At 50.2% G+C, this 22,918-nt stretch carries 21 protein-coding genes; 13 read left to right on the forward strand and 8 right to left on the reverse strand.

The genetic code is table 11. The features are described 5' to 3' along the window. Positions 1 to 55 precede the first annotated feature (55 nt). Complete coding sequence (locus PCO85_18330) at positions 56 to 676, forward strand: TIGR04211 family SH3 domain-containing protein (protein ID WJV53122.1); 621 nt, start codon at positions 56 to 58, stop codon at positions 674 to 676. Between the two features lie 226 nt (positions 677 to 902). After that, positions 903 to 2,147 (forward strand): multifunctional CCA addition/repair protein, encoded by a 1,245-nt coding sequence (locus PCO85_18335; GenBank protein WJV53123.1) that lies wholly within the window; start codon positions 903 to 905, stop codon positions 2,145 to 2,147. 167 nt (positions 2,148 to 2,314) lie between these two features. Here PCO85_18335 and bacA read toward each other — a convergent pair whose 3' ends face one another. Further along, positions 2,315 to 3,133 (reverse strand): undecaprenyl-diphosphate phosphatase, encoded by an 819-nt coding sequence (gene bacA / locus PCO85_18340; protein WJV53124.1) that lies wholly within the window; start codon positions 3,131 to 3,133, stop codon positions 2,315 to 2,317. Positions 3,134 to 3,326: 193 nt separating this feature from the next. Then, positions 3,327 to 3,680, reverse strand: a complete 354-nt coding sequence (gene folB, locus PCO85_18345) for a bifunctional dihydroneopterin aldolase/7,8-dihydroneopterin epimerase (protein WJV56132.1) — start codon at positions 3,678 to 3,680, stop codon at positions 3,327 to 3,329. A 107-nt stretch (positions 3,681 to 3,787) separates the two neighbouring features. Here folB and plsY point away from each other — a divergent pair, with 107 nt between their 5' ends. Together plsY and ppa are read left to right on the forward strand one after the other, a co-directional pair. Beyond that, complete coding sequence (gene plsY / locus PCO85_18350) at positions 3,788 to 4,405, forward strand: glycerol-3-phosphate 1-O-acyltransferase PlsY (protein WJV53125.1); 618 nt, start codon at positions 3,788 to 3,790, stop codon at positions 4,403 to 4,405. A gap of 187 nt (positions 4,406 to 4,592) precedes the next feature. After that, positions 4,593 to 5,171, forward strand: coding sequence for an inorganic diphosphatase (ppa, locus tag PCO85_18355; protein ID WJV53126.1), 579 nt, complete (start codon positions 4,593 to 4,595; stop codon positions 5,169 to 5,171). Between the two features lie 107 nt (positions 5,172 to 5,278). On the opposite strand, the gene PCO85_18360 is transcribed toward ppa, so the two are convergent. The 3 genes from PCO85_18360 to PCO85_18370 are packed head-to-tail and all read right to left on the reverse strand — an operon-like array spanning position 5,279 to position 11,126. Continuing rightward, the gene (locus PCO85_18360) at positions 5,279 to 5,626 is read right to left on the reverse strand and encodes a gamma-glutamylcyclotransferase (GenBank protein WJV53127.1); all 348 of its coding nucleotides are present in this window, start codon (positions 5,624 to 5,626) and stop codon (positions 5,279 to 5,281) included. Between the two features lie 2 nt (positions 5,627 to 5,628). Further along, entirely contained in the window at positions 5,629 to 9,423 is a 3,795-nt protein-coding gene (locus tag PCO85_18365) for a translocation/assembly module TamB domain-containing protein (protein WJV53128.1), read from the reverse strand. Further along, positions 9,420 to 11,126 carry an autotransporter assembly complex family protein gene (locus PCO85_18370; protein ID WJV56133.1) on the reverse strand — a complete coding sequence of 569 codons (1,707 nt, stop codon included), beginning with the start codon at positions 11,124 to 11,126 and terminating at the stop codon, positions 9,420 to 9,422. Before PCO85_18370 ends, PCO85_18365 begins: the two co-directional genes overlap by 4 nt. A gap of 337 nt (positions 11,127 to 11,463) precedes the next feature. Between PCO85_18370 and msrA the strand changes: the two genes are divergently transcribed. Beyond that, positions 11,464 to 12,102 (forward strand): peptide-methionine (S)-S-oxide reductase MsrA, encoded by a 639-nt coding sequence (gene msrA / locus PCO85_18375; protein ID WJV56134.1) that lies wholly within the window; start codon positions 11,464 to 11,466, stop codon positions 12,100 to 12,102. A gap of 198 nt (positions 12,103 to 12,300) precedes the next feature. Further along, on the forward strand, positions 12,301 to 13,626 hold the full coding sequence (locus tag PCO85_18380) for a hemolysin family protein (GenBank protein ID WJV53129.1): 1,326 nt from the start codon (positions 12,301 to 12,303) through the stop codon (positions 13,624 to 13,626). Positions 13,627 to 13,701: 75 nt separating this feature from the next. On the opposite strand, the gene PCO85_18385 is transcribed toward PCO85_18380, so the two are convergent. Then, positions 13,702 to 13,908, reverse strand: a complete 207-nt coding sequence (locus tag PCO85_18385) for a DUF1107 domain-containing protein (protein ID WJV53130.1) — start codon at positions 13,906 to 13,908, stop codon at positions 13,702 to 13,704. Positions 13,909 to 14,237: 329 nt separating this feature from the next. Here PCO85_18385 and PCO85_18390 point away from each other — a divergent pair, with 329 nt between their 5' ends. Beyond that, on the forward strand, positions 14,238 to 14,861 hold the full coding sequence (locus PCO85_18390) for a YtfJ family protein (protein ID WJV53131.1): 624 nt from the start codon (positions 14,238 to 14,240) through the stop codon (positions 14,859 to 14,861). On the opposite strand, the gene cysQ is transcribed toward PCO85_18390, so the two are convergent. Next, complete coding sequence (gene cysQ, locus PCO85_18395) at positions 14,830 to 15,570, reverse strand: 3'(2'),5'-bisphosphate nucleotidase CysQ (GenBank protein WJV53132.1); 741 nt, start codon at positions 15,568 to 15,570, stop codon at positions 14,830 to 14,832. The genes PCO85_18390 and cysQ overlap by 32 nt on opposite strands. A gap of 420 nt (positions 15,571 to 15,990) precedes the next feature. After that, the gene (locus PCO85_18400) at positions 15,991 to 16,344 is read right to left on the reverse strand and encodes a DUF2502 domain-containing protein (GenBank protein WJV53133.1); all 354 of its coding nucleotides are present in this window, start codon (positions 16,342 to 16,344) and stop codon (positions 15,991 to 15,993) included. 831 nt (positions 16,345 to 17,175) lie between these two features. On the opposite strand from PCO85_18400, the gene PCO85_18405 reads away from it, so the two are divergent. The 6 genes from PCO85_18405 to PCO85_18430 all read left to right on the forward strand — a co-directional run bounded on the left by PCO85_18405 (position 17,176) and on the right by PCO85_18430 (position 22,899). Beyond that, entirely contained in the window at positions 17,176 to 18,345 is a 1,170-nt protein-coding gene (locus PCO85_18405; GenBank protein ID WJV56135.1) for an urea ABC transporter substrate-binding protein, read from the forward strand. A 98-nt stretch (positions 18,346 to 18,443) separates the two neighbouring features. After that, positions 18,444 to 19,313: a branched-chain amino acid ABC transporter permease gene (locus PCO85_18410; protein WJV53134.1), complete on the forward strand. Its 870-nt coding sequence runs from the start codon at positions 18,444 to 18,446 to the stop codon at positions 19,311 to 19,313. Between the two features lie 9 nt (positions 19,314 to 19,322). Then, positions 19,323 to 20,369, forward strand: a complete 1,047-nt coding sequence (locus tag PCO85_18415) for an ABC transporter permease (protein ID WJV53135.1) — start codon at positions 19,323 to 19,325, stop codon at positions 20,367 to 20,369. Continuing rightward, positions 20,366 to 21,088, forward strand: coding sequence for an ABC transporter ATP-binding protein (locus PCO85_18420; protein ID WJV53136.1), 723 nt, complete (start codon positions 20,366 to 20,368; stop codon positions 21,086 to 21,088). The genes PCO85_18415 and PCO85_18420 overlap by 4 nt, the downstream gene beginning before the upstream one ends. Then, positions 21,085 to 21,804 carry an ABC transporter ATP-binding protein gene (locus PCO85_18425; GenBank protein ID WJV53137.1) on the forward strand — a complete coding sequence of 240 codons (720 nt, stop codon included), beginning with the start codon at positions 21,085 to 21,087 and terminating at the stop codon, positions 21,802 to 21,804. The genes PCO85_18420 and PCO85_18425 overlap by 4 nt, the downstream gene beginning before the upstream one ends. Before the next feature lie 99 nt (positions 21,805 to 21,903). Then, complete coding sequence (locus PCO85_18430; GenBank protein WJV53138.1) at positions 21,904 to 22,899, forward strand: acetamidase/formamidase family protein; 996 nt, start codon at positions 21,904 to 21,906, stop codon at positions 22,897 to 22,899. The last annotated feature ends 19 nt before the right edge of the window (positions 22,900 to 22,918 follow it).

A 22,918-nucleotide genomic window follows, 5' to 3' on the forward strand; every position in this document is an offset into this window, starting at 1 on the left:
TAGTCAGACTTATTCTCCGACTCTTCGCTAACTACTCACATAACATAATGATCTTATGCATAAATCACGTTCTATTTTTATCTGCCTTATCGCTCTCGTTTGCAGTTTTTCTACCCATGCAGAAGAAAAGCGCTATATCTCCGATGAATTAATCACCTACACTCATAGCGGTCCGGGTAATCAATACCGTATCGTTGGCGCACTGAAAGCTGGCGCAGAAGTCACGCTATTAAGCGTGAATGACAGCGCGGGTTATGCTCAGATCCGCGATGACAAAAATCACACCAGTTGGATTCCTCTCGATCAACTGAGTCAGACACCCAGTTTGAGTACCCGAGTGCCCGAACTGGAAAATCAAGTCAAGGTATTGACGGACAAGCTGAATAATATCGATCAGACTTGGAAACAGCGCACCACCGCCATGCAACAGAAGGTGGATGCCAGCGACAGCATCATCAGCGGGCTACAAAAGAATAATCAGGATTTGAAAGCACAACTGCTGTCGGCGCAACAAAAGGTCAGCGCGGTCAGCGTGCAGTTAGATGACAAAAAACGCACGCTCATTTTACAGTGGTTTATGTACGGTGGCGGCGTAGCCGGTGCCGGATTGTTGCTTGGTTTACTGCTGCCGCATCTCATCCCGCGCCGCAAGAAGAACGATCGCTGGATGGGATAGACACACCATCATCAACATCTGATAGTGACGACCCCGATGAGACTAAAAATCACGGCGATACTCAATAGATTTCAACGTGCAGAAAAGCGAGAACCGAATGAATCCCCTGCAACTTACGTCAGTAAGTGACTGGGGCAGGCAACGCACCCGCGACTTGAAAGATGACGGGGAGTCTATAGTATGCGGTAAAACATAAACCGTAATATCGGGTGTAAAGGAGCCGGGCTTGAAGATTTACCTTGTTGGCGGTGCAGTACGTGACGGCTTGTTAAACAGACCGGTGACGGAACGTGACTGGGTTGTGGTCGGCACGACACCAGAACATCTGCTGGCGTTGGGTTATCAGCAGGTGGGAAAAGATTTCCCGGTCTTCCTGCACCCTGTCAGCCGGGAAGAGTACGCACTGGCACGAACCGAGCGAAAAGCCGGTAAAGGCTACACGGGTTTTATCTGCGATGCCGCACCGAATGTCACACTGGAAGAAGATTTACAACGTCGGGATTTAACCATTAATGCCATCGCTCAGGATGAAAACGGCAATCTTATTGATCCTTATGAAGGTCGGCGCGATCTGCAAAACCGTATTTTACGCCATGTTTCCGACGCCTTCGGCGAGGATCCGTTACGGGTGTTACGTGTCGCCCGTTTTGCCGCTCGCTATGCTCATCTGGGGTTTCATATTGCTGAAGAAACCATGGCATTAATGCAACGGATGACCCAAGAAGATGAGTTGGCATATCTGACACCAGAACGCGTCTGGAAAGAAACGGAAAAAGCATTGGGAACGCAGGATCCGCAAATCTATTTTCAGGTTTTGCGTGATTGCGGCGCGCTGGCAGTATTGTTCCCCGAAATTGACCACCTGTATGGTGTTCCGGCATCGGCCAAATGGCATCCGGAAATCGATACGGGTATCCACACGATGATGGCACTGGAGATGGCCGCCCGCCTGAGCCCGAGCCTTGACGTGCGCTTCGCCACATTGTGTCACGATCTGGGTAAAGGGTTGACCCCGCCCGAACAGTGGCCACATCATCACGGACATGGGCGGGCAGGTGTCAAGCTGGTGGATACATTGTGTCATCGCTTGCGTATTCCCAATGCACTAAGAGATCTGGCCAGAATTGTGGCCGAATATCACGACCTGATGCATAACGTACAGATCCTGAAACCCAAGACGTTACTGAAACTGCTTAGTGCGATTGACGTCTGGCGCAAACCACAACGGCTGGAACAGCTGATTATTACCGGAGAAGCGGACGCCCGGGGCCGTACCGGTTTTGAACACGCGGCATATCCCCAAAGTGACTACCTGCGGCAGGCTTTTCAGGTCGCCAGCCAGGTTACCAATGCAGAAGTGATTGCCGCAGGATTTCAGAATGCCGAAATCGGAGAAGAATTACAGCGTCGGCGCCTTAGTGCATTGGAAAGCTGGAAAGCACAGCAGTCTGATGTTTCCGACCGCTCATAATCTGGCTGCAATAAAAACCACATCCGAAGGCAATATTGCGTCATTATCACGTCATGCTTTCATGTGCGAGCCGGGGATAAGAATTTTCTGAAATTTTATCCCCGGGAACCTTACAGATATCACATTATAGCGATCGAACGGAGGGATCCGGCCGGCGGGCTACTGATTTACATAAAGACCAGATACACTACTGCCGCGATAATGAATCGATAGATGGCAAACGGGATAAACGACATCCGTTTAATCAGTTGCAGGAAAGTTTTAATCGCAATCATCGCCACGACAAATGCCGTCAGGAATCCCACGATAAAGAGCGGCAAATCAGCCTTTGTCAGAAAGTGCCAGCTTTCGTACAGATCCAGCGCACTGGCACCAAGCATCATCGGCACCGCCAGAATGAACGAAAATTCAGACGCCGCATAACGGCTAACACCCGTCAGCATCCCACCTGAGATGGTTGATCCAGAACGAGAGAAACCCGGCCACAACGCCAGACACTGGAAACAGCCAATCATAAATGCCTGGCGGTAAGTGATATCATCCAGTCCCACGGAACGTGGATGTTTTGGCTTTAACCACTCGGCGGCCAACAGTAAAAAACCACCGACAACCAGGGCATATGCAACCGTACGTGGATTAAACAACGATTTGATGAAATCATGGAACAGCAGACCCAGTATCACAGCAGGTATCATCGCCAGCAGGATATGTCCCAGCGTTAAATGACCATTATGCTGCCCCTCGTGGGGAACCTCGCCAAAATGAATCCCAATCAGACCAAACATCCGGCGCCAGAACACCGCTACCACCGCCAGAATGGATCCCAGTTGAATGATAATCTCGAATGTTTTAGCTGTTGCGCCCTCAAAACCCAACCACTGGCCCACAATGATCAGATGTCCGGTAGATGATACCGGCAAAAATTCGGTGAGCCCTTCGACTATACCAAGAATGAATGCCACCAGTAACGAATGCATATCCGCCATCACACGCTTACCTTTTCCGTAGCCCGTAAAAAAGCGGCATCGCTACCAGCGAGCCGCTACTAAAAAACACATATTACGTTATACAGGTTACCTTTAGGTTACCTTAATATCCCTGTTTCCAATAAATCAGAATTAATCCCGGTTTTTGATAGACCAAAGACCAAAGTTAATCCCAGTTTCCAATAAATCAGCGTTATCGCACATCCCGCTCAATTATTACCCCTACGCTGCGTGCCTGGGCCACTGCGCCGGGTTTACTAACCTTAATTCGCAACCAGGGAATACCAAACCGTTGCATCAGTAATTGCGCCACCTCTTCCGCCACTCTTTCCACTAGCGCAAAACGTTGCCCGGCCACCAGCGAGATGACTGCGTCACTGACGTCGGCATAACTCAGACAATCGTTCACATCATCACTGGCCGCCGCATGACGGTTATCCCATCCCATTTCGATATCGAACACCAGCTTCTGTTGAATAGTCTGTTCCCAGTCATAAACACCAATAGTGGTGATCACACCAAGTTCTTCAATAAATACGATATCCATCACGTCACACTCTGTTTTTACTGTTGCCGGATACCACTTCCGACAGAATATGCGTATTATCCATTGATGCTGAGATTAAAACGACCTTTATTAAACGGAACCGTATTATGAGTGCTATCGCGCTTGGCATGATTATCCTCGCGTATTTGTGCGGCTCGATCTCCAGTGCAATTCTGGTCTGCAGGATCGCCGGCCTGCCAGACCCACGCGAGCATGGATCAGGCAATCCTGGTGCTACCAACGTACTGCGTATCGGAGGAAAAGCCGCCGCTGCCACTGTCTTGATCTTCGATATTCTGAAAGGGATGTTGCCCGTGTGGGGAGCCTATGCGCTGGGCATCCCCCCTCTTTATCTCGGGCTGACTGCCATTGCCGCCTGCCTTGGGCATATTTATCCGGCCTTTTTCCGCTTTCACGGTGGCAAAGGTGTAGCCACGGCGTTAGGTGCCATTGCGCCGATCGGTTGGGATCTTACCGGCCTGATGATCGGCACCTGGTTACTGACCGTGCTGCTGAGCGGCTACTCCTCGTTAGGCGCTATTGTCAGTGCGTTAATCGCCCCGTTCTATGTCTGGTGGTTCAAACCACAGCTTACTTTCCCGGTCGCGATGCTTTCCTGCCTGATTCTGATGCGCCATCACGATAATATCCAACGCTTGTGGCGTGGTCAGGAACATAAAATCTGGAAAAAGCGGCGAAAAAACAAGCCCGCGCAGAAAAAATAAGCGTCTGCTGTTTTCCATGATCTTCAGGTGGACGGAAATAATGGGGCTGCCAGCCAGTCCTATCAGTACACCCATCGTTTCACACCGATTCCTTCCCGATTGTACGCCCTAAAAATCGCGAACTTTTCTGATGAGTTGGCTATAATGGCCACCACTCTATTTCTGGTTTGAAGAGAAGGAAACCGACATGAGTTTGAATACAGTCCCGGCGGGTAAAGATCTTCCGGAAGATATTTACGTGGTTATTGAAATCCCTGCGAATGCCGATCCCATCAAATATGAAGTTGATAAGGAAACCGGTGAGCTGTTTGTAGACCGCTTTATGTCTACCGCCATGTTCTATCCGTGTAACTATGGTTACATCAACCACACGTTGTCACTGGATGGCGATCCGGTTGACGTGTTGGTGCCAACCCCGTATCCGTTACAGCCAGGTTCAGTGATCCGTTGCCGTCCGGTTGGTGTACTGAAAATGACCGATGAGTCTGGTGAAGATGCCAAAGTGGTTGCCGTTCCCCACAGCAAACTCAGCAAAGACTACGATCATGTTAAAGACGTGACCGACCTGCCGGAACAGCTTCGTGCGCAAATTAGCCATTTCTTCGAGCACTATAAGGATCTGGAAAAAGGCAAGTGGGTGAAAGTTGAAGGTTGGGCTGACGTTGACGCTGCCAAAGCAGAGATTCTGGCTTCTTTCAACCGCGCAAAAAATAAGCAAGGCCGCACCGATCCCAACAGAAATAGTGGGAGCCGTTTCAGCCAATAGTCAAAAACACCGCGTAATGCGTAATACAATTCACTTAAGTCTCGTGTATTCGGCTTCTTAACTGAACAAATATTACCGTGCAGTACGCGGTGTTTTTATTTCTCACTTTATTTCGCTGTATCTCGCTTCAACCAATCACCACTGGTAATTCTACGCAACCCCGTAACAGGACGTTGATAGAGATAAATCCAGGCACTACCGTAAGGTGTTGAGATTAACGCACGCTTATACTCTCCCCCTCCCCGTTTCAACTCATCCAACTCTGATAAAATGGACGAACTAACCCGGTAGACTTCGCAATAAATCTCCCCTTCGCCTGCCACTGCTGCCGGATAGTGACCTAAGTCATACAGCTCATACCCTTCAAGCCGATGGTCACCCAACCATTGCGCATTGGTCATCCAATGACTGTTTCCCTGTTTGCGTCGTAAACTGCCGTAGACAATAATTCGCATCGCTAAAACTCAAACTGATAGAGCACATCTAATGCCTGATTGATACCAGACACCGCCTCCAAGTATAGTTTCGGCATTAAACGGTAACGTAATGTTAACGTTGCCAGTGAATCAAATATACCAACACCATATTTGACCTGCAGGCCCGGCAGGACATAACCGCTGACCACTACCTGTGAGCTGTCGCCAGCGCCCTGTGTATCCAGGGCTAAATTGCTTACGCCAAAGGCCTCGCCGATTTTACCCACAACTTGACCACTTTGTGCAACCCCTAAACCAATCAGTGCGGATGTCATCATTGCACTGTCGGTGCCACTGCTCTCCAATCCCTGACCACGCAGAAGGTAAGAGAGCGCTTCCTGTTGCGACATAGTCGGCTCGGAAAATATTGCCAGCCGAGGTGACGTCGCCAACCCCGTAATACGAACACCGGCAATCACATCACCTTCAGTATTGTCCGGATTACGGATAGCCTCAATGTCCAGCATCGGCTGTGCCGGTGGTCCAGAGAAAAGAAGTTGCCCTTTACGTATCTGCAAATCCTGCCCATAGGCTTTAAAACGGCCGGAAGGTATATTGATGTGGCCGTTCAGACCCAGTCCGCGCTCATTCTGCGCTACCTTCAAATCACCGTTCAACTGAGCATGCAGGCCATAGGCATCCAGCCAAACATCATCCCCGATCCGCACGATCAGGTTGCTGTTAATCAGTATTCCACTTGATGCCTTCGTAATCGGCTGATGTTTCTCATTCAGCATGACTTCATCTTTGGACACATCCACCGCACTCGGTGGCATATCATGGACGACAATCCTCGCCCAGGGAATAGTGACCATACCATTTAACGCAAGTATCCTCGGCGATGCATCAAAGGTGATATCGGGGGAAATATCCAGACGGGCCATCGGCGGCAGGGTAATCCGCACACGTTCCCCTTTGACGGCAATATGTGCTCGCCAGTCATTTACTTGTGACCAGTCTGCATTCCCTGCCAGATTGACCTGACCATTAGTGGTTTTCAGGAAACCCTGTAACGTCGAATTAACCCCGTTGAAATAGACAGCCAGGCGGCCATTAGTCAAATCCACCGGCATCCAGTTACCATTGATGTCCAACTGCTCCAGCACCATTTGCCCAAACAGTTCAGGACGCTGCACATTACCACCCAGCCGCAGACTGGCATTCAACAATCCCGCTGCTTTTTCACCTTCCTGCAACACCGGATTCAGCATATCCAATGAGAAATGGCTGATGGACACATTCCCGCTCAGGTCACGTCGATTTTGCGGATCAGCAATCTGCACATCCCCCGCAAAACGCCCATTTCCGCGCAATGCTACCTCCCAGGCAAGTTGCGCCTGATCATGCGTGATCCCCGCATTCAATGTCAGGGTTTCAACAGCAATCGGCAGCGTTTTCCCCTGCACTTGTTGCTGCACAGTAACGCCGTGTCCAGTTAGCGTAATTTTCGCCTGAGGTAACCCTGCTCCGGTTTGCCAGCTGACATCTGCATTGCCGGTGACATTACCGCCCAGTTCAGTGCCATTTCCCATCAGCGGTTTCAGCATTGCCAAATCAAACCGCTTCAAGACCAGACTTGCCTGACCAGATGGCCCGACCTCAATCGGACGCGGCACACACAGCTCAGCATCAGGGTTATGCCAACAGTGATGACCAATCGTCATTTTCTGCTGAGCCACCTGATAATCCAGTGACATCGCCTGCATCAACCGCCACTCGCCAACCGGGGTGTCAAAATGAGTGCTCGTTATTTCACCACGCCAATGTTGCTGTGCCCGATCAAAACTGCCGGCCAGCGACAGTTGACCCGACACCGGCTCCCCATTCATGGTCAGGCGCATCTGGTGCTGGGTTTCATTGCCCTCCACCCGCAGTGCCAGTGTATTCATACGTAGGCTATCCCGGTGTAGCTGCTGCAAATGTACCGTTATCGCCCCGTGGATCTGCTTGTCGGATTGCACGTCAGCCGCGATATCAAGCTGCTTGATAGTCATGTTTTGCCAGCGTAATTCCGACACCGCCAGATCGGTTTTCAGATGCGGCGCATCGCGGTTGCCATCCAGTTTGAGATTACCCACAATCCTCCCGGCCAGACCGGGCAGTGTACCGTCCAATGCCGGTGCATTAATATCACCCGTGATATTCCATTGCTCACCCAACGTTCCCTTCACCATCAGCCGATTACGGCCCAGCGTCAGGGCAAGATCAGAGATGCTCCATTGCCCGGCGGCATTGCCGCTCAATTTACCTTGTACTGTCAGCCGATTCTGACGGACATTGCCCTCTAACTGTAATTGTGGAATCTTCAGTTGCCAGTCGCTTCCTTCAATGCTCCCTTGGGTAACGAGTTTACCGTTCAGGCGGGCGGGCCATTGCGGCCATTGTTGCTCGGTATTGATACCACTCAGCATGAGTTCACTGTTCCAACTGATAGCGTTGTTCCAGTCCATCTGCCCTGTCATTTCCACATTCCCCTGCAATGCATCCAGACGCAGGCGGGTCAGAGAGAATTGTCGTACATTTCCCTTACCTTCCAGTAACAGTGAACCGGGAGGTAACTCGCTGCCCTGCAGAGCGCCATGCAGTGAGAGTGCATAGTCTGTGGCCTTACCGTTAATATTCAGATGGATATCGTTCAATTCGTAACGCGCATCTCCGATAATAGGCCAGCGGACCTGCGGACTTTGCAGGCTAAGCGACAGTGGTAATCCCACTACAGCCGGTTTTGCTTGCAATGTCAGCTGTGCACGTTGTGGCCCGGACAAATTCAGCGCGACGTTCAGTTGCTCATGCAGAGCACCGTTTACCGTCAGTTTGAGGCGTTCACCTTTCAACGGATCGATATTCAGCACACCGTTGGCATTTAGCTCTAGCGGCCACTGCCCATCAAGTGTCGCTTCTCCATGAGCAAACAACGCGCCTTGTGGCGATTGAAGGTCCAACCGTTGCAGTGTCAACTTCTGTTGTTGATTGCTGGCCTGTAAAAAAAACCGGGTGATCATCAGGTCCTGACTGCCGGTAATCCGTAGCTGCTTACCTTGTATTTCAGTGATCGTGACATCCATCGGCAGAGTCATGTCAGGAATTTTTGACAACAACGGTTTGGCAAACAGCGACTGCAAACGTTCTCCCAAAGGCTGCTCTGACAGCGCAGATAATTCAGAGGATGACAGCTTACTGTTTGCCACGGAGGGCGGTGTTTCAGGATGCGTCGAGGGCGTTTTGGGTAGAGATACCAGTAACGATCCAATATACGTTGGCAACAGCGTTAACTTTCGACCCTGCCAGTGCAGCCCAGAGCGGAATTCCGCCAGTGACAGTGTCATATCATCAACGGTGACCAGGCTGTTAGACAGACTGACATGCTGGAGATCGAGAGTAAAAGGTATGCTGATTTCTGTTGACGGCACCGTGGACGCGGCTTGCGTCTCAGATACTGGCATTTGTTGTGTTTTCACTACGACGTCCAGACCCTGGACGGATAGTGCATCGATACACAATTGCCCCCGCCACAGGCAAGCGGGTGATAGCGACAGCGATAAGTGTAATGCACTCACATTAGCCGAAACACCGGGCATATGGTAATGCAGATCTTTTAGTGTTAAATCTCGCCAGCCACCGCTGGCACTGCCAATATTCAATCCCGGCACCCAGCGCGAAGCGCTGTTCAACACCAGATGCAGGCCCGGGGTCGTACCGATTAGCAAGGCGACAGTGAGGACAAGCATCAACAAAAACACGGTGAAACCAATTATGGTTTTTTTTAGCCAACTCATAATTCAGGCCCCAGACCGATATAAAACTGCAATCCATGTTTTTCAGCATCACCAATCGGTCTGGCCAGATCAAACTTGACTGGTCCCACTGGTGATTCCCAGCGCACACCAATCCCGGCACCGGTTTTGAAATTACTCTTTCTGATATCGTTAACCGCTTCACCACTGTCGATAAACACCGCCCCCCACCACTTGCCAGTGACGTTGTATTGATATTCGATCGATCCGGTCGCTAACTTTGAGGCACCGGTCAGCTTATCGTCATCATCACGGGGCGAGATTGACTTGTATTTATAGCCACGGATACTGCGGTCGCCTCCGGCAAAGAAACGCAGGGATGGCGGCACGCGGGAAAAGTCACTGGTTTCTATCCACCCCAGATTGCCGCGGGCCACAAAGCGATGTTTATCCGCCAACGTACGGATCCACACGTTCTGCGCCTGGAAAATAGCAAAATCGATATCCGAACCCCACGCCGTATTGGAGACATCTACCGAGTAACGTTGGGTGTCTCCCCAGAAAGGCATCAGACCACCGCGTTGGCGCGTACGATTGATGCTGACACCGGGATAAATCAGCGTGGTGGTATCGGTTATGCTACCTTGCGTAAAGTGGTCCAGACTCCAGCGCAGGTTGACTGCCCGCTGCCAACCACTGGGATAACTCCAATAACGCGCCACATTCAGTGTAGTGGCATCCGAACGGGTATCATTCAGGTCTTCTCGTTTAAATCCGCCCTGTAACAGGTAATATTGCTCCAGCGGATTCTTGAGCAGCGGTACTTTATAGCTGAAATCCAACACCTGTTCCGGTGCCGACAGGCTGAGGTTACTTTCCAGACTGTGTCCACGCGAATTAATCCATGGCTTTTTCCAGGTGGTTTTCAGCCGGGGCCCCACATCCGTGGCATACCCGCCCCCGACTTCTACCGTATTGCGGCTGCGTGGCGTCAGCACCGCATCCAACGGCAGTTTTTTGCTCTGTGTGGCCTGACTGAAATCCGGCGACACCACGGCGGCGTTGAACCAGCCTGTCGCTGATAAGCGGCGGTTAAATTCACCTAATGCTTGTGTGGTGTATTCATCGCCTTCATGGAACGGCAACAGATTTTGCAGATAATCTTCACGGATCTGCGACCCCTGGAAGTGCACTTTGCCAAAGCGGTAACGCTCACCACTAGCGTAATCAATATCCCAGTACGCTTGACGAGTGCTTTGTATCACTCCCAATTGGCTTTTAGTGAAACGGGCATCGAAATAACCCTTATTGACGGCAAGGTCGCTAAGTGAGCGTTTAAAACCATCATAATCGCCATGGTTCAGAATGCTTCCCAGGGGCGGTTTACTCGTCTGAATCAGTTGCTGAAAATCTTTATCATCTCGCGCCTGACCAGTAATAATGATATTCACACCGGCGATCCTGACTGGTTTTCCCGGCGTGACATTAACCAAGAGTACCGGACGACCACCGTTCACCGCCGGTTCGAATTTGAACAGAATTTCAGGATCGTAATACCCCAATGCCCGCAACCCTTGTCGGATCGCCTCATCAACACGGGCCTGGAAACGACCATCGGCACTGACTTCGTCTGGCGCAATTGTCGATAACCGCGCCCGGACATTTTTTTGTAATTCACCCTTAAGCCCGACAAGTTGCAACCGAACATTGGACGCTGCCCTGGCTGAAGGCAACACCAACAACATGCACAATACACATATTTTCAAATCACAGCCACGCTGCATATTGTGGTGAAAGAATGGCTTCTTTTTTCCTGTAAAAATTACCACGTTACCCCTTGGTAATATCAATCAGATAAACTGGTTTTTCTTTCTAAATATAGAGTTAAATTTGTAAATCTAAAAATGGCGTAGGGTAATTACTGCCATACTGCTTACTTAAGCGGTTTTCCCCGTGAATACTGGTTTCTTAACTGATTCATTACTGCCATTTTTAACCATGATACCGTAAAGACAGGCGAAAGCTTCTCGGTTATGCTCTGAAAACACAATGATATTACTACAATATCGGGAGCCAAAAGTGATCGATAGTTTCGATAAAACCCAATGCATCAGTCAATCTGACGCACTTTCCGGTCGGATAACACCAATGCCCGTTGCCCGACTTCATGCAGTTAGCCAACACTCCATGACATACGTGCCAGAAAATATGCAGGTGGCCATCTTTGCCATGGGTTGTTTCTGGGGGGCAGAACGTTTGTTCTGGCAACAGCCGGGAATATACAGTACAGCAGCAGGCTACTGTGGCGGCTATACGCCCAACCCTACCTACCGGGAAATCTGTACCGGTAAAACCGGCCATGCTGAAGTAGTACGGGTTGTCTTTGACCCAACGGTCATCAGCTACAAACAACTGTTACAGTTGTTCTGGGAAAATCATGACCCAGCGCAAGGCATGCGTCAGGGCGGCGATATTGGCACTCAGTATCGTTCCGCTATTTACCCCGTCACACCTGAACAGGAGTCGGCCGCCAAGGAAAGCGCACACGGTTTCCAGCTGGCGATGAAAGACAGCGGAGATGATCGTACCATCAGCACGGAAATCAAACCTGCCGGGCCGTTCTACTATGCTGAAGACGAGCACCAGCAATATCTGTACAAAAACCCGGATGGTTACTGCGGGTTAGGTGGCATTGGTGTCTGCTTGCCGCCGCAACGCTAAATATGGCGGTTATTTCGTCACACCTGTTATAATGCGCACCGCGTCAGGGCCACCCACGGTGATAGGTTCCTGACCGGATAGATTCAAGGAATACAGGGCTGGAAACCAGCCCTTGCCAGCGGGTACCACATTCGCTGCCTTATAATGATTTTCCTTCCCGAGGATCGCCTATGTCTGCTGAGACAAAGCGAAAAAACTATGTTAAACAGCTTATTACTAATAATACTTCTTATTGCCATCAGCGCGTTTTTTTCTCTTTCTGAAATATCCCTTGCCGCTTCACGTAAAATCAAACTGAAGCAGATGGCCGATGAGGGCAACCTGAATGCTGACCTGGTGTTAAAACTTCAGGAGACACCAGGTATCTTTTTTACTGTGATTCAAATTGGTGTTAATGCCGTCGCCATTCTGGCCGGTATTATTGGTGACGCAGCCTTTTCCCCCTATCTCAATATGTTGTTTGAAAACGTCATGTCTCCAGAGTTAGCGGGAAAAGTCAGCTTTATCTGCTCTTTTGTTCTTGTCACCAGTCTGTTTATCTTGTTCGGTGATTTGACCCCCAAACGTATTGGCATGATTGCCCCAGAGACGGTGGCTGTCCAGATTATCAATCCTATGCGCTTTTGCCTGTTCATATTCCGCCCACTGGTCTGGTTTTTTAACGGTCTGGCTAACGTAATTTTCCGGTTGCTGAAATTACCCATGGTGCGCAAGGACGATATCACTTCCGATGACATCTATGCGGTGGTGGAAGCCGGCGCACTGGCTGGGGTGTTGCGCAAGCAAGAACATGAACTGATTGAGAATGTGTTTGAGCTGGAGTCCCGTACCGTTCCCTCGTCCATGACATCCAGGGAAAGCGTGGTGTACTTTGACCTGCATGAGGACGAAGAGCAGATTAAAGAGAAGATTGCCCAGCAGCCGCACTCCAAGTTTCTGGTTTGTAATGCCCACATTGACCAGATCGTCGGTTATGTCGACTCGAAAGATTTACTGAATCGCGTACTGGGGAATCAAAGTCTGGAACTGAACAGTGGCGTGCAGATTCGTCCGGCGCTGATTGTGCCAGATACCCTTACCCTGTCAGAAGCACTGGAAAGTTTTAAAGCTGCCGGAGAAGATTTTGCCGTTATCCTCAATGAATATGCACTGGTCGTGGGGATTATTACGCTCAATGATGTGATGACCACCCTAATGGGAGATCTGGTTGGGCAAGGTCTGGAAGAGCAGATTGTCGCTCGTGATGAAAACTCGTGGCTGATTGAAGGCGGGACGCCTATCGACGATGTGATGCGAGCGCTGAGTATTGATGAATTCCCGCATTCCGGTAACTACGAAACCATCGGGGGTTTTATGATGTATACGCTGCGTAAAATACCAAAACGCACTGATTTTGTACGCTTTTACGGTTATAAATTTGAAGTGGTGGATATCGACAGTTACAAAATTGATCAGTTACTGGTCACCCGACTGGAAGACAAACCAACAGTAGCATCATCCGCCGCCAATACCTCCGAGTCATAAACCATTATCGACTTAAACCACAACGGCCCGTATATGGGCCGTTTATTTTTCAGCACTGCTGGTACGCACGCACCGTCATCCCATTTCGGCCTGCAATTTCAACACTTGGCGGTTAACTTCAGACATCACCACCAAGTGTTGTTTATCCTGTTTTTTCGGCAATAAAATCTTGCCATAATCAAACTCAAAAGCACCGACTCCTTTAATATACAACCGTCCGCGAAACAACGTTTTCACGTACTTTGCGACTTTCATCGGGTTGTAACGTTCGAAGATCCTCATGTTTTATTCTCCTCCCGCTTTTTCTTCTGACACGCCGTCCGTTTCAAAAAAGTAACGGAGCTGATGGAGTGTCAATGACATACACAATATTTAGTGCTGTGATTCCCTCAATAGTTCCTCACATCTCAGCATTCCTTACTGAATTTACATAATTTTACGGAGTAGATTAACGTTATCCCTCACAAATCAGTATAAACCTTCAAGTCGCTGTAAATTGTGCGAACTGGCACAAACTCAGCGATAAACGCTCAGGACAGACTAACACTCAGTATCTACGCTTATGAGTAATACACGACTCGCCACCGGCTTGATACAAGAGGGAAATATCAATGACCAGAATGACCTGTCTGTTTGTTGCCCTGATTTTTATTCCGTTCCTGACATCCGCACACTCCTTTGCCATTAACCAGCCTGTGCCATCCGTTGGTGTGGTAGAAAAGGGGGAGCTGAAGTATCAGAATGAAAAATTCAGCTACCAGAACTGGAGTAGTGCCCAGCTCAATGGAAAAGTCCGTGTCATCCTGCATGTCGCCGGGCGTATATCTGCCCGGAACATGAATAATCCGCTGATCACCACGCTCAGGGAGGCTAATCTACCGCGTGAATATTACCAAACAACGACAATCGTCAATGTCGACGATGCCGTGATAGGCACGGGCATGTTTGTACGTGGACGCGTCAAGGACAGTAAGCAGGCAAATCCCTGGTCACAGTTTGTTATCGACAGTAATGGTGATGCATGTCGAGCATGGGAATTGACGCCTAAAAGCTCGGCTATCGTCGTGCTGGATGCACAGGGAAAAGTTCGTTTTGTAAAGGATGGCGCCCTGAACCGACAAGAAATACAGCAGGTCGTCAGCCTGCTGCATACCCTATTAAACCAGGAGGAATCTCATCATGACACAGGCACGCTGCCTGTCATCAAAACAGTGAAACACGAAATCCGGGATTAATAAACGATTCCCGTGGGGCATAAGATAACGGTTTTCCCTGCCAATCATGTATCTGTGCTCCCGCCGCTAACGCGATTGCATGCCCGGCACCGGTATCCCAAATACAGGTGGGCCCAAAACGGGGATAAAGCTGGGCTTTCCCTTCCGCCACCAGACAAAATTTTAACGATGACCCAATAGCAACAGTCTCATGCTCACCCAACTGACCAAGGTAATCCTGTAACTCCTTATCTGAGTGTGAACGGCTTACCACCACCAATGGAGGCCGGGCATCATTCACCTGTATCGGCTGTCGGTGCCCCCCCTCTTCTTTCCAGGCTTTGCCGTTTGCCGCCGCATACATCACCCCGGTCACCGGAACGTAGATCACGCCCAGTACCGGTAGATCATTCTCAATCAGCGCAATATTTACCGTGAATTCACCATTGCGGTTCAAAAACTCTTTCGTACCGTCCAGCGGGTCCACTAACCAGTAACGCTGCCAGTGCTGGCGCTCCGACCACAGCGGAGGATCTTCCTCAGACAGTAACGGGATATCGGGGTACTGTGCCGCCAACCCTTGTTTGATGACACGATGTGCCGCCATATCGGCAGCGGTTACTGGGGAATCATCTTTCTTGTGCGCTACCTCAACCGGCTGATGTCCCTCATAAACCTGCATAATGGCATCGCCTGCCTCACGCGCCAATTGGCAAATATGTTCTAACATTTTTCACCTCTCTACCGGTTGTCAGGGCGCATCATCCGCCCGTTCAGATTTGTCTTTGTGACTGATAACTGTGGCATTCTTTATGTTTATTGTGGTTATTCTATGCCACATTCCGTGTTTTGCAGTGATAATTAACACTGTATTCAGCATTACATGAGATACCGGCCTCATTAACACATCGAGAAAACGATGTAATAAAGCACATGCTGACGCCAAGTTTGCGCGTCGCACTGATTACGATTACCGCCAATTACTGCCGTGCTTACAGCGAGAAATACAATGCCGTTGCATCACCAGATGAAAATCAGGCGATATTGAGAACCTACATCGGTGGTGAAATGAACGGAGCCAACACGATGATAGTGAGGAAGAAAAGCAAAGCATCCGCGCCAGGGATGGCGCGGTTTCGCTAGTGCCAGTTTACCAACGAGGGTCACCTCTATAGTGGTGACCCCAACCAGGCCCTGGCGGCGGCGCAATAAACACTGGCCGAGGCGGTTGCATTACAACAACCCGTGGTGGTGGCGCTTCATAATATCTCGGTGGTGCTTCATAGTAATAAACGGGTCGTGGCCTGTGGTATCTGTGTTCACGCCGCCACTCATGCGGAGCACACCACCGATGTCCATCCCAGTAATAGCCACGCTGGTCACGATCGCCAATATGGAAATAGACCCCCGGCAGCGCAATGCTCAGGCTATCGGCCTGTACCGTAGGCACAGCGAACAACAGCATTCCAGTCATCATGACACCGAATAAAAGCGGCTTGATCATAAAACAACCCCTACGTCACCGCGATGCGGCAGATAGCACAGATATATGGCAAATCAAACCTTGTCACCATCAGAAAAGGGCTAATTTTCGATAAGCCATCACCCATGTTTATCCGTAAACCACGATAAATACCGTCACTCATTCTGTTCGCCAGCCTGATGATTCATCATGGTATTCGGCCGCTTCTGAACTATTGCAAGTAGCGTTCAGATTGACCTCAGGCAGAAACCTGAATCACTTACTCAGGTATGCTTACCGCTGCATATTGCCGTTTATTAGATATGTAATGAATGACTTTCATAGGAATGGAATAGCTATATTTAGGCGTCCAAGAATGACTTTTCATATAACCTTTCATAAAATGGAAGGATTAAAATAAACTCTCGCTTTATTCTGGTGCAAATAATTAACGGAATTCGCTCCACTTGTGTTCTATATTGTTTTACGCCAAGTTCATCATTTGTTTTTTATCGTAAAAATGTTGTTTGTTTCTTATCTATCTTCTCTTCATCTTGTGATATTTTGTGCATCACGGCGCTATTTAAGTGCAATCATTAATACTGAAATAGAGAATACTTATAATACAAGTTAACCGTTGACAATCCATTAACCCGCTTCTTATAGTGATACCCACTCCCCCGCAAGACCGCCAACGCTGTCGGCTTGTGGTGAAGGCATCAGAGCCCCTGAGAAAGTCATCTGACTTTACGGGGCTTTTTTTTTGCTTTTTTTTTAATACCAACACCAGGGGTAATTATGTCCAGAATACAATGTCATTACGCCACGTTGACACTTGCGCTGGCATCCATATTAGTAGCAGGCACTGCACACATGGCTGTTGCGGCCGACAAGCCCATTAAAATAGGTTTATTAGAAGACGCATCCGGCAATTTTGCCTTGCCCGTTATTCCCAAGATCCACGCTACGGAATTAGCTGTTGACGAAATCAATGCGAAAGGCGGTATTCTTGGTCGTCCGATTGAACTAATTAAATATGATACCCAATCCGATAATACCCGTTTTCAGCAAATGGCTCGTCGTTTAATTAAAAACGATAAAGTAGATGTTATTTTCGGCGCTTTCTCTAGCGCTTCCCGTGAGGCCATTCGCCCTATTATGGATAAAGCAAAACAGCTTTACTGGTATAACAACCAGTATGAGGGCGGTGTCTGCGACACCAATGTCTTTGTCACCGGCGCGGTGCCTGAACAGCAATTTTCCACACTGATTCCCTGGATGATGAAGAAATATGGCAAACGGGTTTATACCATTGCTGCCGATTACAACTTTGGTCAGATCTCGGCGGAATGGGTGCGAAAAATTGTCGCAGAAAACGGTGGCACCATGGTCGGGGAAGAGTTTATCCCGCTGAGTGTTTCTCAGTTTAGCCAAACCATTCAGAATATTCAGAAAGCCAAACCAGACTTTGTCATGACACTTCTGGTCGGCACCAACCAGTCTTCCTACTATGAGCAGCAAGCTGCCGCCAGACTGAATCTACCCATGGCAAGCTCAGTTAGCGTGGCACAAGCTTATGAACACAAACGCTTTAAGCCACCAGCACTGAAAGACATGTACATCACCGCCAACTATATGGAAGAGGTGGACACACCTGCCAGTAATGACTTCAAAAAACGGTTCCACGCCAAATTCCCTGATGAGCCGTATATCAATCAGGAGGCGGCCAACGCCTATGATGCGGTTTACCTCTACAAACTGGCAGTGGAAAAAGCCAATAGCACCAATCAAGTTGCTGTACGCAAGGCATTAGAAAGTGGTGGTATCTGTACCGATGGCCCTTCCGGAAAGGTCTGTATCGATCCCAAAAGCCACCATCTGAGCCACACCATTTATCTGGCGCACGTCAAGGCTGACCATTCTGTCGAAATACCCAAGGTATGGCCGGATATCCAACCTTACTGGCTGGATCAGGCAGGTTGCAACCTCCCGGTCAAACCAGATACCAGCCAGTATACGCCGTCCAATCCGCCCAAAGCCTGAGTCTGAAATGACCATCAGGGAAGTCGTTGTCCTACATGCGCTTCCCTGAGTTATCTATCTCAACCGGTGTCAGTCGGGACACCAAGGATTGTACTTTCATGTTATTGCTGTCCTTTGTTTATTCAGCGATCTACCAGTTTGGCGATAACTTTGCCTTTCTGGTTCTGTCAGCTCTTGGGCTGGCGGTGATCTTCGGCATGATGGGCGTTATTAATCTGGCCCATGGTGAATTCATCATGTGCGGAGCTTACGTGACCATCACGCTGAACAAATCCGGGCTACCACTCCCGCTCGCCATGCTGGTCGGCGCCCTGGTATCGGCTTTTGCCGGTGGTGTCATCGAACGGCTAGTGGTTCGTCATCTGTATGATCGCCTGTATGACTCTGTGGTAGCCACCTGGGCGATTAGCCTGATTGTGCAGCAAAGCATGTTGCTGTTGGCGGGGCCCTCACTGGAAGGACTTTCCACGCCGTTTGGTTCATTCACACTGGGTGACTACTCGTTTTCCACCTACCGGGCCTTACTGCCGCTGTTTGCCATCGCGGTGCTCCTGCTGCTGTACTGGCTGTTTTTCCATACCAATTACGGCGTCTGCGCCAGAGCCACAATACAAAATGCCCGCATGGCCTCTTGTCTTGGACTGGAAACCGACCGTATCTATACCCAGACATTCGCACTGGGTGCCGGGATGGCCGGGTTGGCGGGGGCTATTTATGCCCCGACGATGACGGCTGTTCCCACGATGGGCAATGCGTTCATCATACAAGCTTTCGTTTCAGTCGTCGTAGGCGGTGCCAATGTGCTGATTGGCACCATTCCTGCTGCCATGACGCTTAGCACTATCCAGACCGGTCTGAATGCCTGGTATGGACAACTGGCCGGTCAAATCGGCCTGCTGATTACGGCCATGTTGGTTATCCGCCTGTTGCCAAACGGTGTCGGTAGCCTGTTTACCCGCAATCGTTAGGAGCTGCCTGTGACCATAAACTCTCTCAACCTCACCATGACAGAACGACAGAAACACCCGCGTATACCATGGAATGGTCTGATATTTCTGGTATCGGCAGTACTGTTGCCACTGATTCTAGACAGCGGATTCATTAACAACCTGGCCTACTTTCTGCTCTGGGCTTTCTGCGCTATAGGATTGGCCGCCATGTGGGGGCAGGCCGGGATTCTCTCATTTGGCCAGACAGCCTTTTTCGGGCTGGCCGGATATACCTATGGTGTTCTAACACTGAACTTCGGTGATGGCGTTTTTTCTACCTGGTCCGGCTTCGTACTGGCATTAGTGATGGCTGGCGCAGTCGCTGCCGCCCTCGGTTACATGATGTTCTATGGTGGTGTGACTGGCATCTTCGTAGGGATTGTCACGCTGTCGTTCACACTGGTGCTGGAAATGTTTATGTCGCAAACCGCCGGTCCACAATGGGCTATCGGCAGCGCACGCCTGAACGGCTTCAATGGTATGTCTGGCATGCCGCCGCTGGAGCTGCCGGGAGGGATTACGCTGGAGGACAACGCTTTCTATTACCTGATTGTGTTGCTGCTGACAGTGGTTTACTTCGGCATGCAGCGTCTGTTACGCAGCGATGCCGGCCTGACGCTCGCCGCTATCCGGGAAAATCCACGTCGAGCCGAAATGTTGGGTATTGATATTCGTCGCTATCAATTGCTGATATTCACTATCGGCGGGGTACTGTCCGGCCTGTCTGGTGTGCTGTACACCCTATGGGGCTCCTACATCACCCCGTCTTCAATGGGATTATCTGCGGCGGCCATGCCAGTGATCTGGGTGGCTACCGCTGGACGAAAAAGCCTCCTCAGCACTGTCATCATAACCGCACTACTGGTGTGGCTGTCGCAGTGGCTGGCGGTTTATGGCAGTGAATACGCCATGATTCTGCTCGGCGTCATTCTGCTGTTCGTCATTCTTATCGCACCTGAAGGTATTTTGGCCTGGTTGATGCATCGTATACGACGACTATTTGCCGCCTCTCGTCACAAGAGGACTTCATCATGAATAACACACCGGTACTAGAGACGCAGGGACTGGGTAAACGTTTCGGCGGCATTCAGGTGATCCATCAGGTGGACATCCGCATCCGCCAGGGAGAAGTACGTTGTGTGATCGGGCCGAACGGCGCGGGCAAAAGCACCTTCTTCAAGTTGTTGACCGGTGAACACGCCCCCAGTAGCGGCGAGATCCGTTTTCAGGGAGAACGCCTCAATGCTTTACCCCCTTTTCAGCGCATTCGTCGGGGCATGAGCATCAAATTTCAGATCCCCGGCATCTTTGCGGATCTCAGCGTAGCGCAGCATCTGCAACTGTCGTTGAGTCATCGGCGTGCAAAGCGCCGCCAGTCCGATAACGTTGATGACCTGTTGCAGCGTTTCAATCTCACCAGCGAATACCATCAACGGGCGGGCAACCTCTCTCATGGTAAAAAACAGTGGCTCGAAATGGCTATGGCGGTGTCGCTTCAACCCTCTCTGCTGATGTTGGATGAGCCTGTAGCAGGGCTCTCGGTGGAAGAAACCTATTTAACCGGTGAACTTATCAAACAAATGCAGCGCGATGGCCTGACACTGATGGTGGTGGAACACGACATGACGTTCGTTCGACAAATCGCCTCTCAGGTCACCGTACTACACGGTGGTCACGTGTTTGCCGACGGTAACGCACAAGAGGTACTGATGCGGGATGACGTGGCAGATATCTACCTGGGGAAAAATGGATGAAAGACGTACTACTGCAAATCGATAATGTCACTAGTGGCTACGACGGCGGACTGGTGCTCAATGGCGCCTCATTGCAACTCAATACGGCGGAAATCCTGGGATTGATTGGCCGAAATGGTGTGGGTAAAACCACACTGATGCGTTCCCTGATCGGCACCATACCTATACGACAAGGCAAGATACTGCTGGGCGAAACCGAAATCACCCACACCTCCCCCCAACGACGGGCTCGGCTGGGCATCGGCTATGTGCCACAAGGACGGGAGATCTTCTCCGGATTGACCGTCGCGGAAAACCTACAGGTTGGCATGCAGTTTGTCCGGGAACACCGGGAACTGGCACAGGATCTGCTGGAGCGGGTGCTCAACTATTTTCCGATTCTACGCCAGCGGCTGAAACAAAAGGCCGGCACCATGAGTGGTGGTGAACAACAACAACTGGCCATCGCCCGCGCACTGGTCGGTTCCCCCAAAGTATTGTTGCTAGATGAACCCTCCGAAGGCATTCAGCCCTCTATCGTCACCATCATCGCCGATACGCTGGTGCGCATCGCCCACGAACTGCGAGTCGCCGTGATCTTGGTAGAACAGGATATCGCCATGATTCAACGGGCTGCTCACCGATGCTGTGTCATGGATAAAGGCCGGGTCATCGACACGCTGGATCAGCGGCAGCTCTCAGATGACGACGGCATACGCCGACATCTGATGTTGTAACCGTCATGCCAATAATTACTGGCGTCATCAGCACACGTTTACGTTGATGGCCCGATACCCATACCTGCGGTTGGTAACCCATTTACGGAGAAATGAACAATGAAAAATGATTGGTTGAAAGAATCTATCATGTTCAAACGTGGAGTAGGCGCACAGCGAGAATCCATTACTCACCATTTGACCGAAGAGATGCAGAAAGCATTTCACTACACTATCGGTCCTTACTCCACGCCAGTGCTAACCATCGAGCCAGGTGATCGTGTCATCGTCGATACCCGGGATGCGTTTGAAGGTGCTATTCAGTCCGAGCAGGATATCCCCAGCCAGTTGCTGAAGATGCCATTTCTCAATCCGCAAAATGGTCCGATTATGGTCAGTGGCGCGGAAAAAGGTGATGTGCTGGCGGTACATATTGAATCCATGCTACCACGTGGGGAAAATCCCTATGGCATCTGTGCCATGATCCCGCATTTTGGCGGGCTGACCGGTACTGATCTGACCGCCATGCTTAACGATCCACTGCCGGAGAAGGTCAGGATCATCAAGCTGGACAGCGAAAAAGTCTACTGGAGCAAACGCCATACTCTGCCTTATAAACCCCATATCGGCACACTGAGCGTGTCGCCGGAGATCGACTCTATCAACTCACTGACGCCAGATAATCACGGCGGCAATATGGATGTTCCTGACATCGGCCCAGGCAGCATTACTTATTTGCCGGTACGTTCTCCCGGCGGCAGGTTGTTCATCGGCGACGCGCACGCTTGTCAGGGAGATGGTGAAATCTGCGGTACGGCGGTGGAATACCCATCCGTTACTACCATTAAAGTCGATCTAATCAAACATTGGGCACTCTCCTGGCCGCGGATGGAAAACCAGGAAACCATTATGAGCATTGGCAGCGCCCGTCCGCTGGAAGATGCCACCCGTATTGCCTACCGTGACTTGATTTACTGGCTGGTGGAGGATTTTGGCTTTGAACAGTGGGATGCCTACATGCTGCTAAGCCAGTGCGGTAAGGTCCGGCTGGGCAATATGGTCGATCCTAAATATACCGTTGGTGCCATGCTGAACAAACATCTGCTGGCCCGGTAATGTTACGAAATAGATGACG

The sequence above is a fragment of the Prodigiosinella aquatilis genome (assembly GCA_030388725.1).
Taxonomy (GTDB): Bacteria; Pseudomonadota; Gammaproteobacteria; order Enterobacterales; family Enterobacteriaceae; genus Prodigiosinella; species Prodigiosinella aquatilis.

Coding starts and splice junctions, on each gene's coding strand:
- PCO85_18405 (WJV56135.1), top strand. CDS start 17,176: ATGGCTGTTGCGGCCGACAAGCCCATTAAAATAGGTTTATTAGAAGAC.
- PCO85_18425 (WJV53137.1), top strand. CDS start 21,085: ATGAAAGACGTACTACTGCAAATCGATAATGTCACTAGTGGCTACGAC.
- PCO85_18430 (WJV53138.1), top strand. CDS start 21,904: ATGAAAAATGATTGGTTGAAAGAATCTATCATGTTCAAACGTGGAGTA.
- ppa (WJV53126.1), top strand. CDS start 4,593: ATGAGTTTGAATACAGTCCCGGCGGGTAAAGATCTTCCGGAAGATATT.
- cysQ (WJV53132.1), bottom strand. CDS start 15,570: ATGTTAGAACATATTTGCCAATTGGCGCGTGAGGCAGGCGATGCCATT.
- bacA (WJV53124.1), bottom strand. CDS start 3,133: ATGGCGGATATGCATTCGTTACTGGTGGCATTCATTCTTGGTATAGTC.
- PCO85_18365 (WJV53128.1), bottom strand. CDS start 9,423: ATGAGTTGGCTAAAAAAAACCATAATTGGTTTCACCGTGTTTTTGTTG.
- folB (WJV56132.1), bottom strand. CDS start 3,680: ATGGATATCGTATTTATTGAAGAACTTGGTGTGATCACCACTATTGGT.
- plsY (WJV53125.1), top strand. CDS start 3,788: ATGAGTGCTATCGCGCTTGGCATGATTATCCTCGCGTATTTGTGCGGC.
- PCO85_18360 (WJV53127.1), bottom strand. CDS start 5,626: ATGCGAATTATTGTCTACGGCAGTTTACGACGCAAACAGGGAAACAGT.
- PCO85_18370 (WJV56133.1), bottom strand. CDS start 11,126: ATGTTGTTGGTGTTGCCTTCAGCCAGGGCAGCGTCCAATGTTCGGTTG.
- PCO85_18400 (WJV53133.1), bottom strand. CDS start 16,344: ATGATCAAGCCGCTTTTATTCGGTGTCATGATGACTGGAATGCTGTTG.
- PCO85_18380 (WJV53129.1), top strand. CDS start 12,301: ATGTTAAACAGCTTATTACTAATAATACTTCTTATTGCCATCAGCGCG.
- PCO85_18410 (WJV53134.1), top strand. CDS start 18,444: ATGTTATTGCTGTCCTTTGTTTATTCAGCGATCTACCAGTTTGGCGAT.
- PCO85_18330 (WJV53122.1), top strand. CDS start 56: ATGCATAAATCACGTTCTATTTTTATCTGCCTTATCGCTCTCGTTTGC.
- PCO85_18420 (WJV53136.1), top strand. CDS start 20,366: ATGAATAACACACCGGTACTAGAGACGCAGGGACTGGGTAAACGTTTC.
- PCO85_18390 (WJV53131.1), top strand. CDS start 14,238: ATGACCAGAATGACCTGTCTGTTTGTTGCCCTGATTTTTATTCCGTTC.
- PCO85_18385 (WJV53130.1), bottom strand. CDS start 13,908: ATGAGGATCTTCGAACGTTACAACCCGATGAAAGTCGCAAAGTACGTG.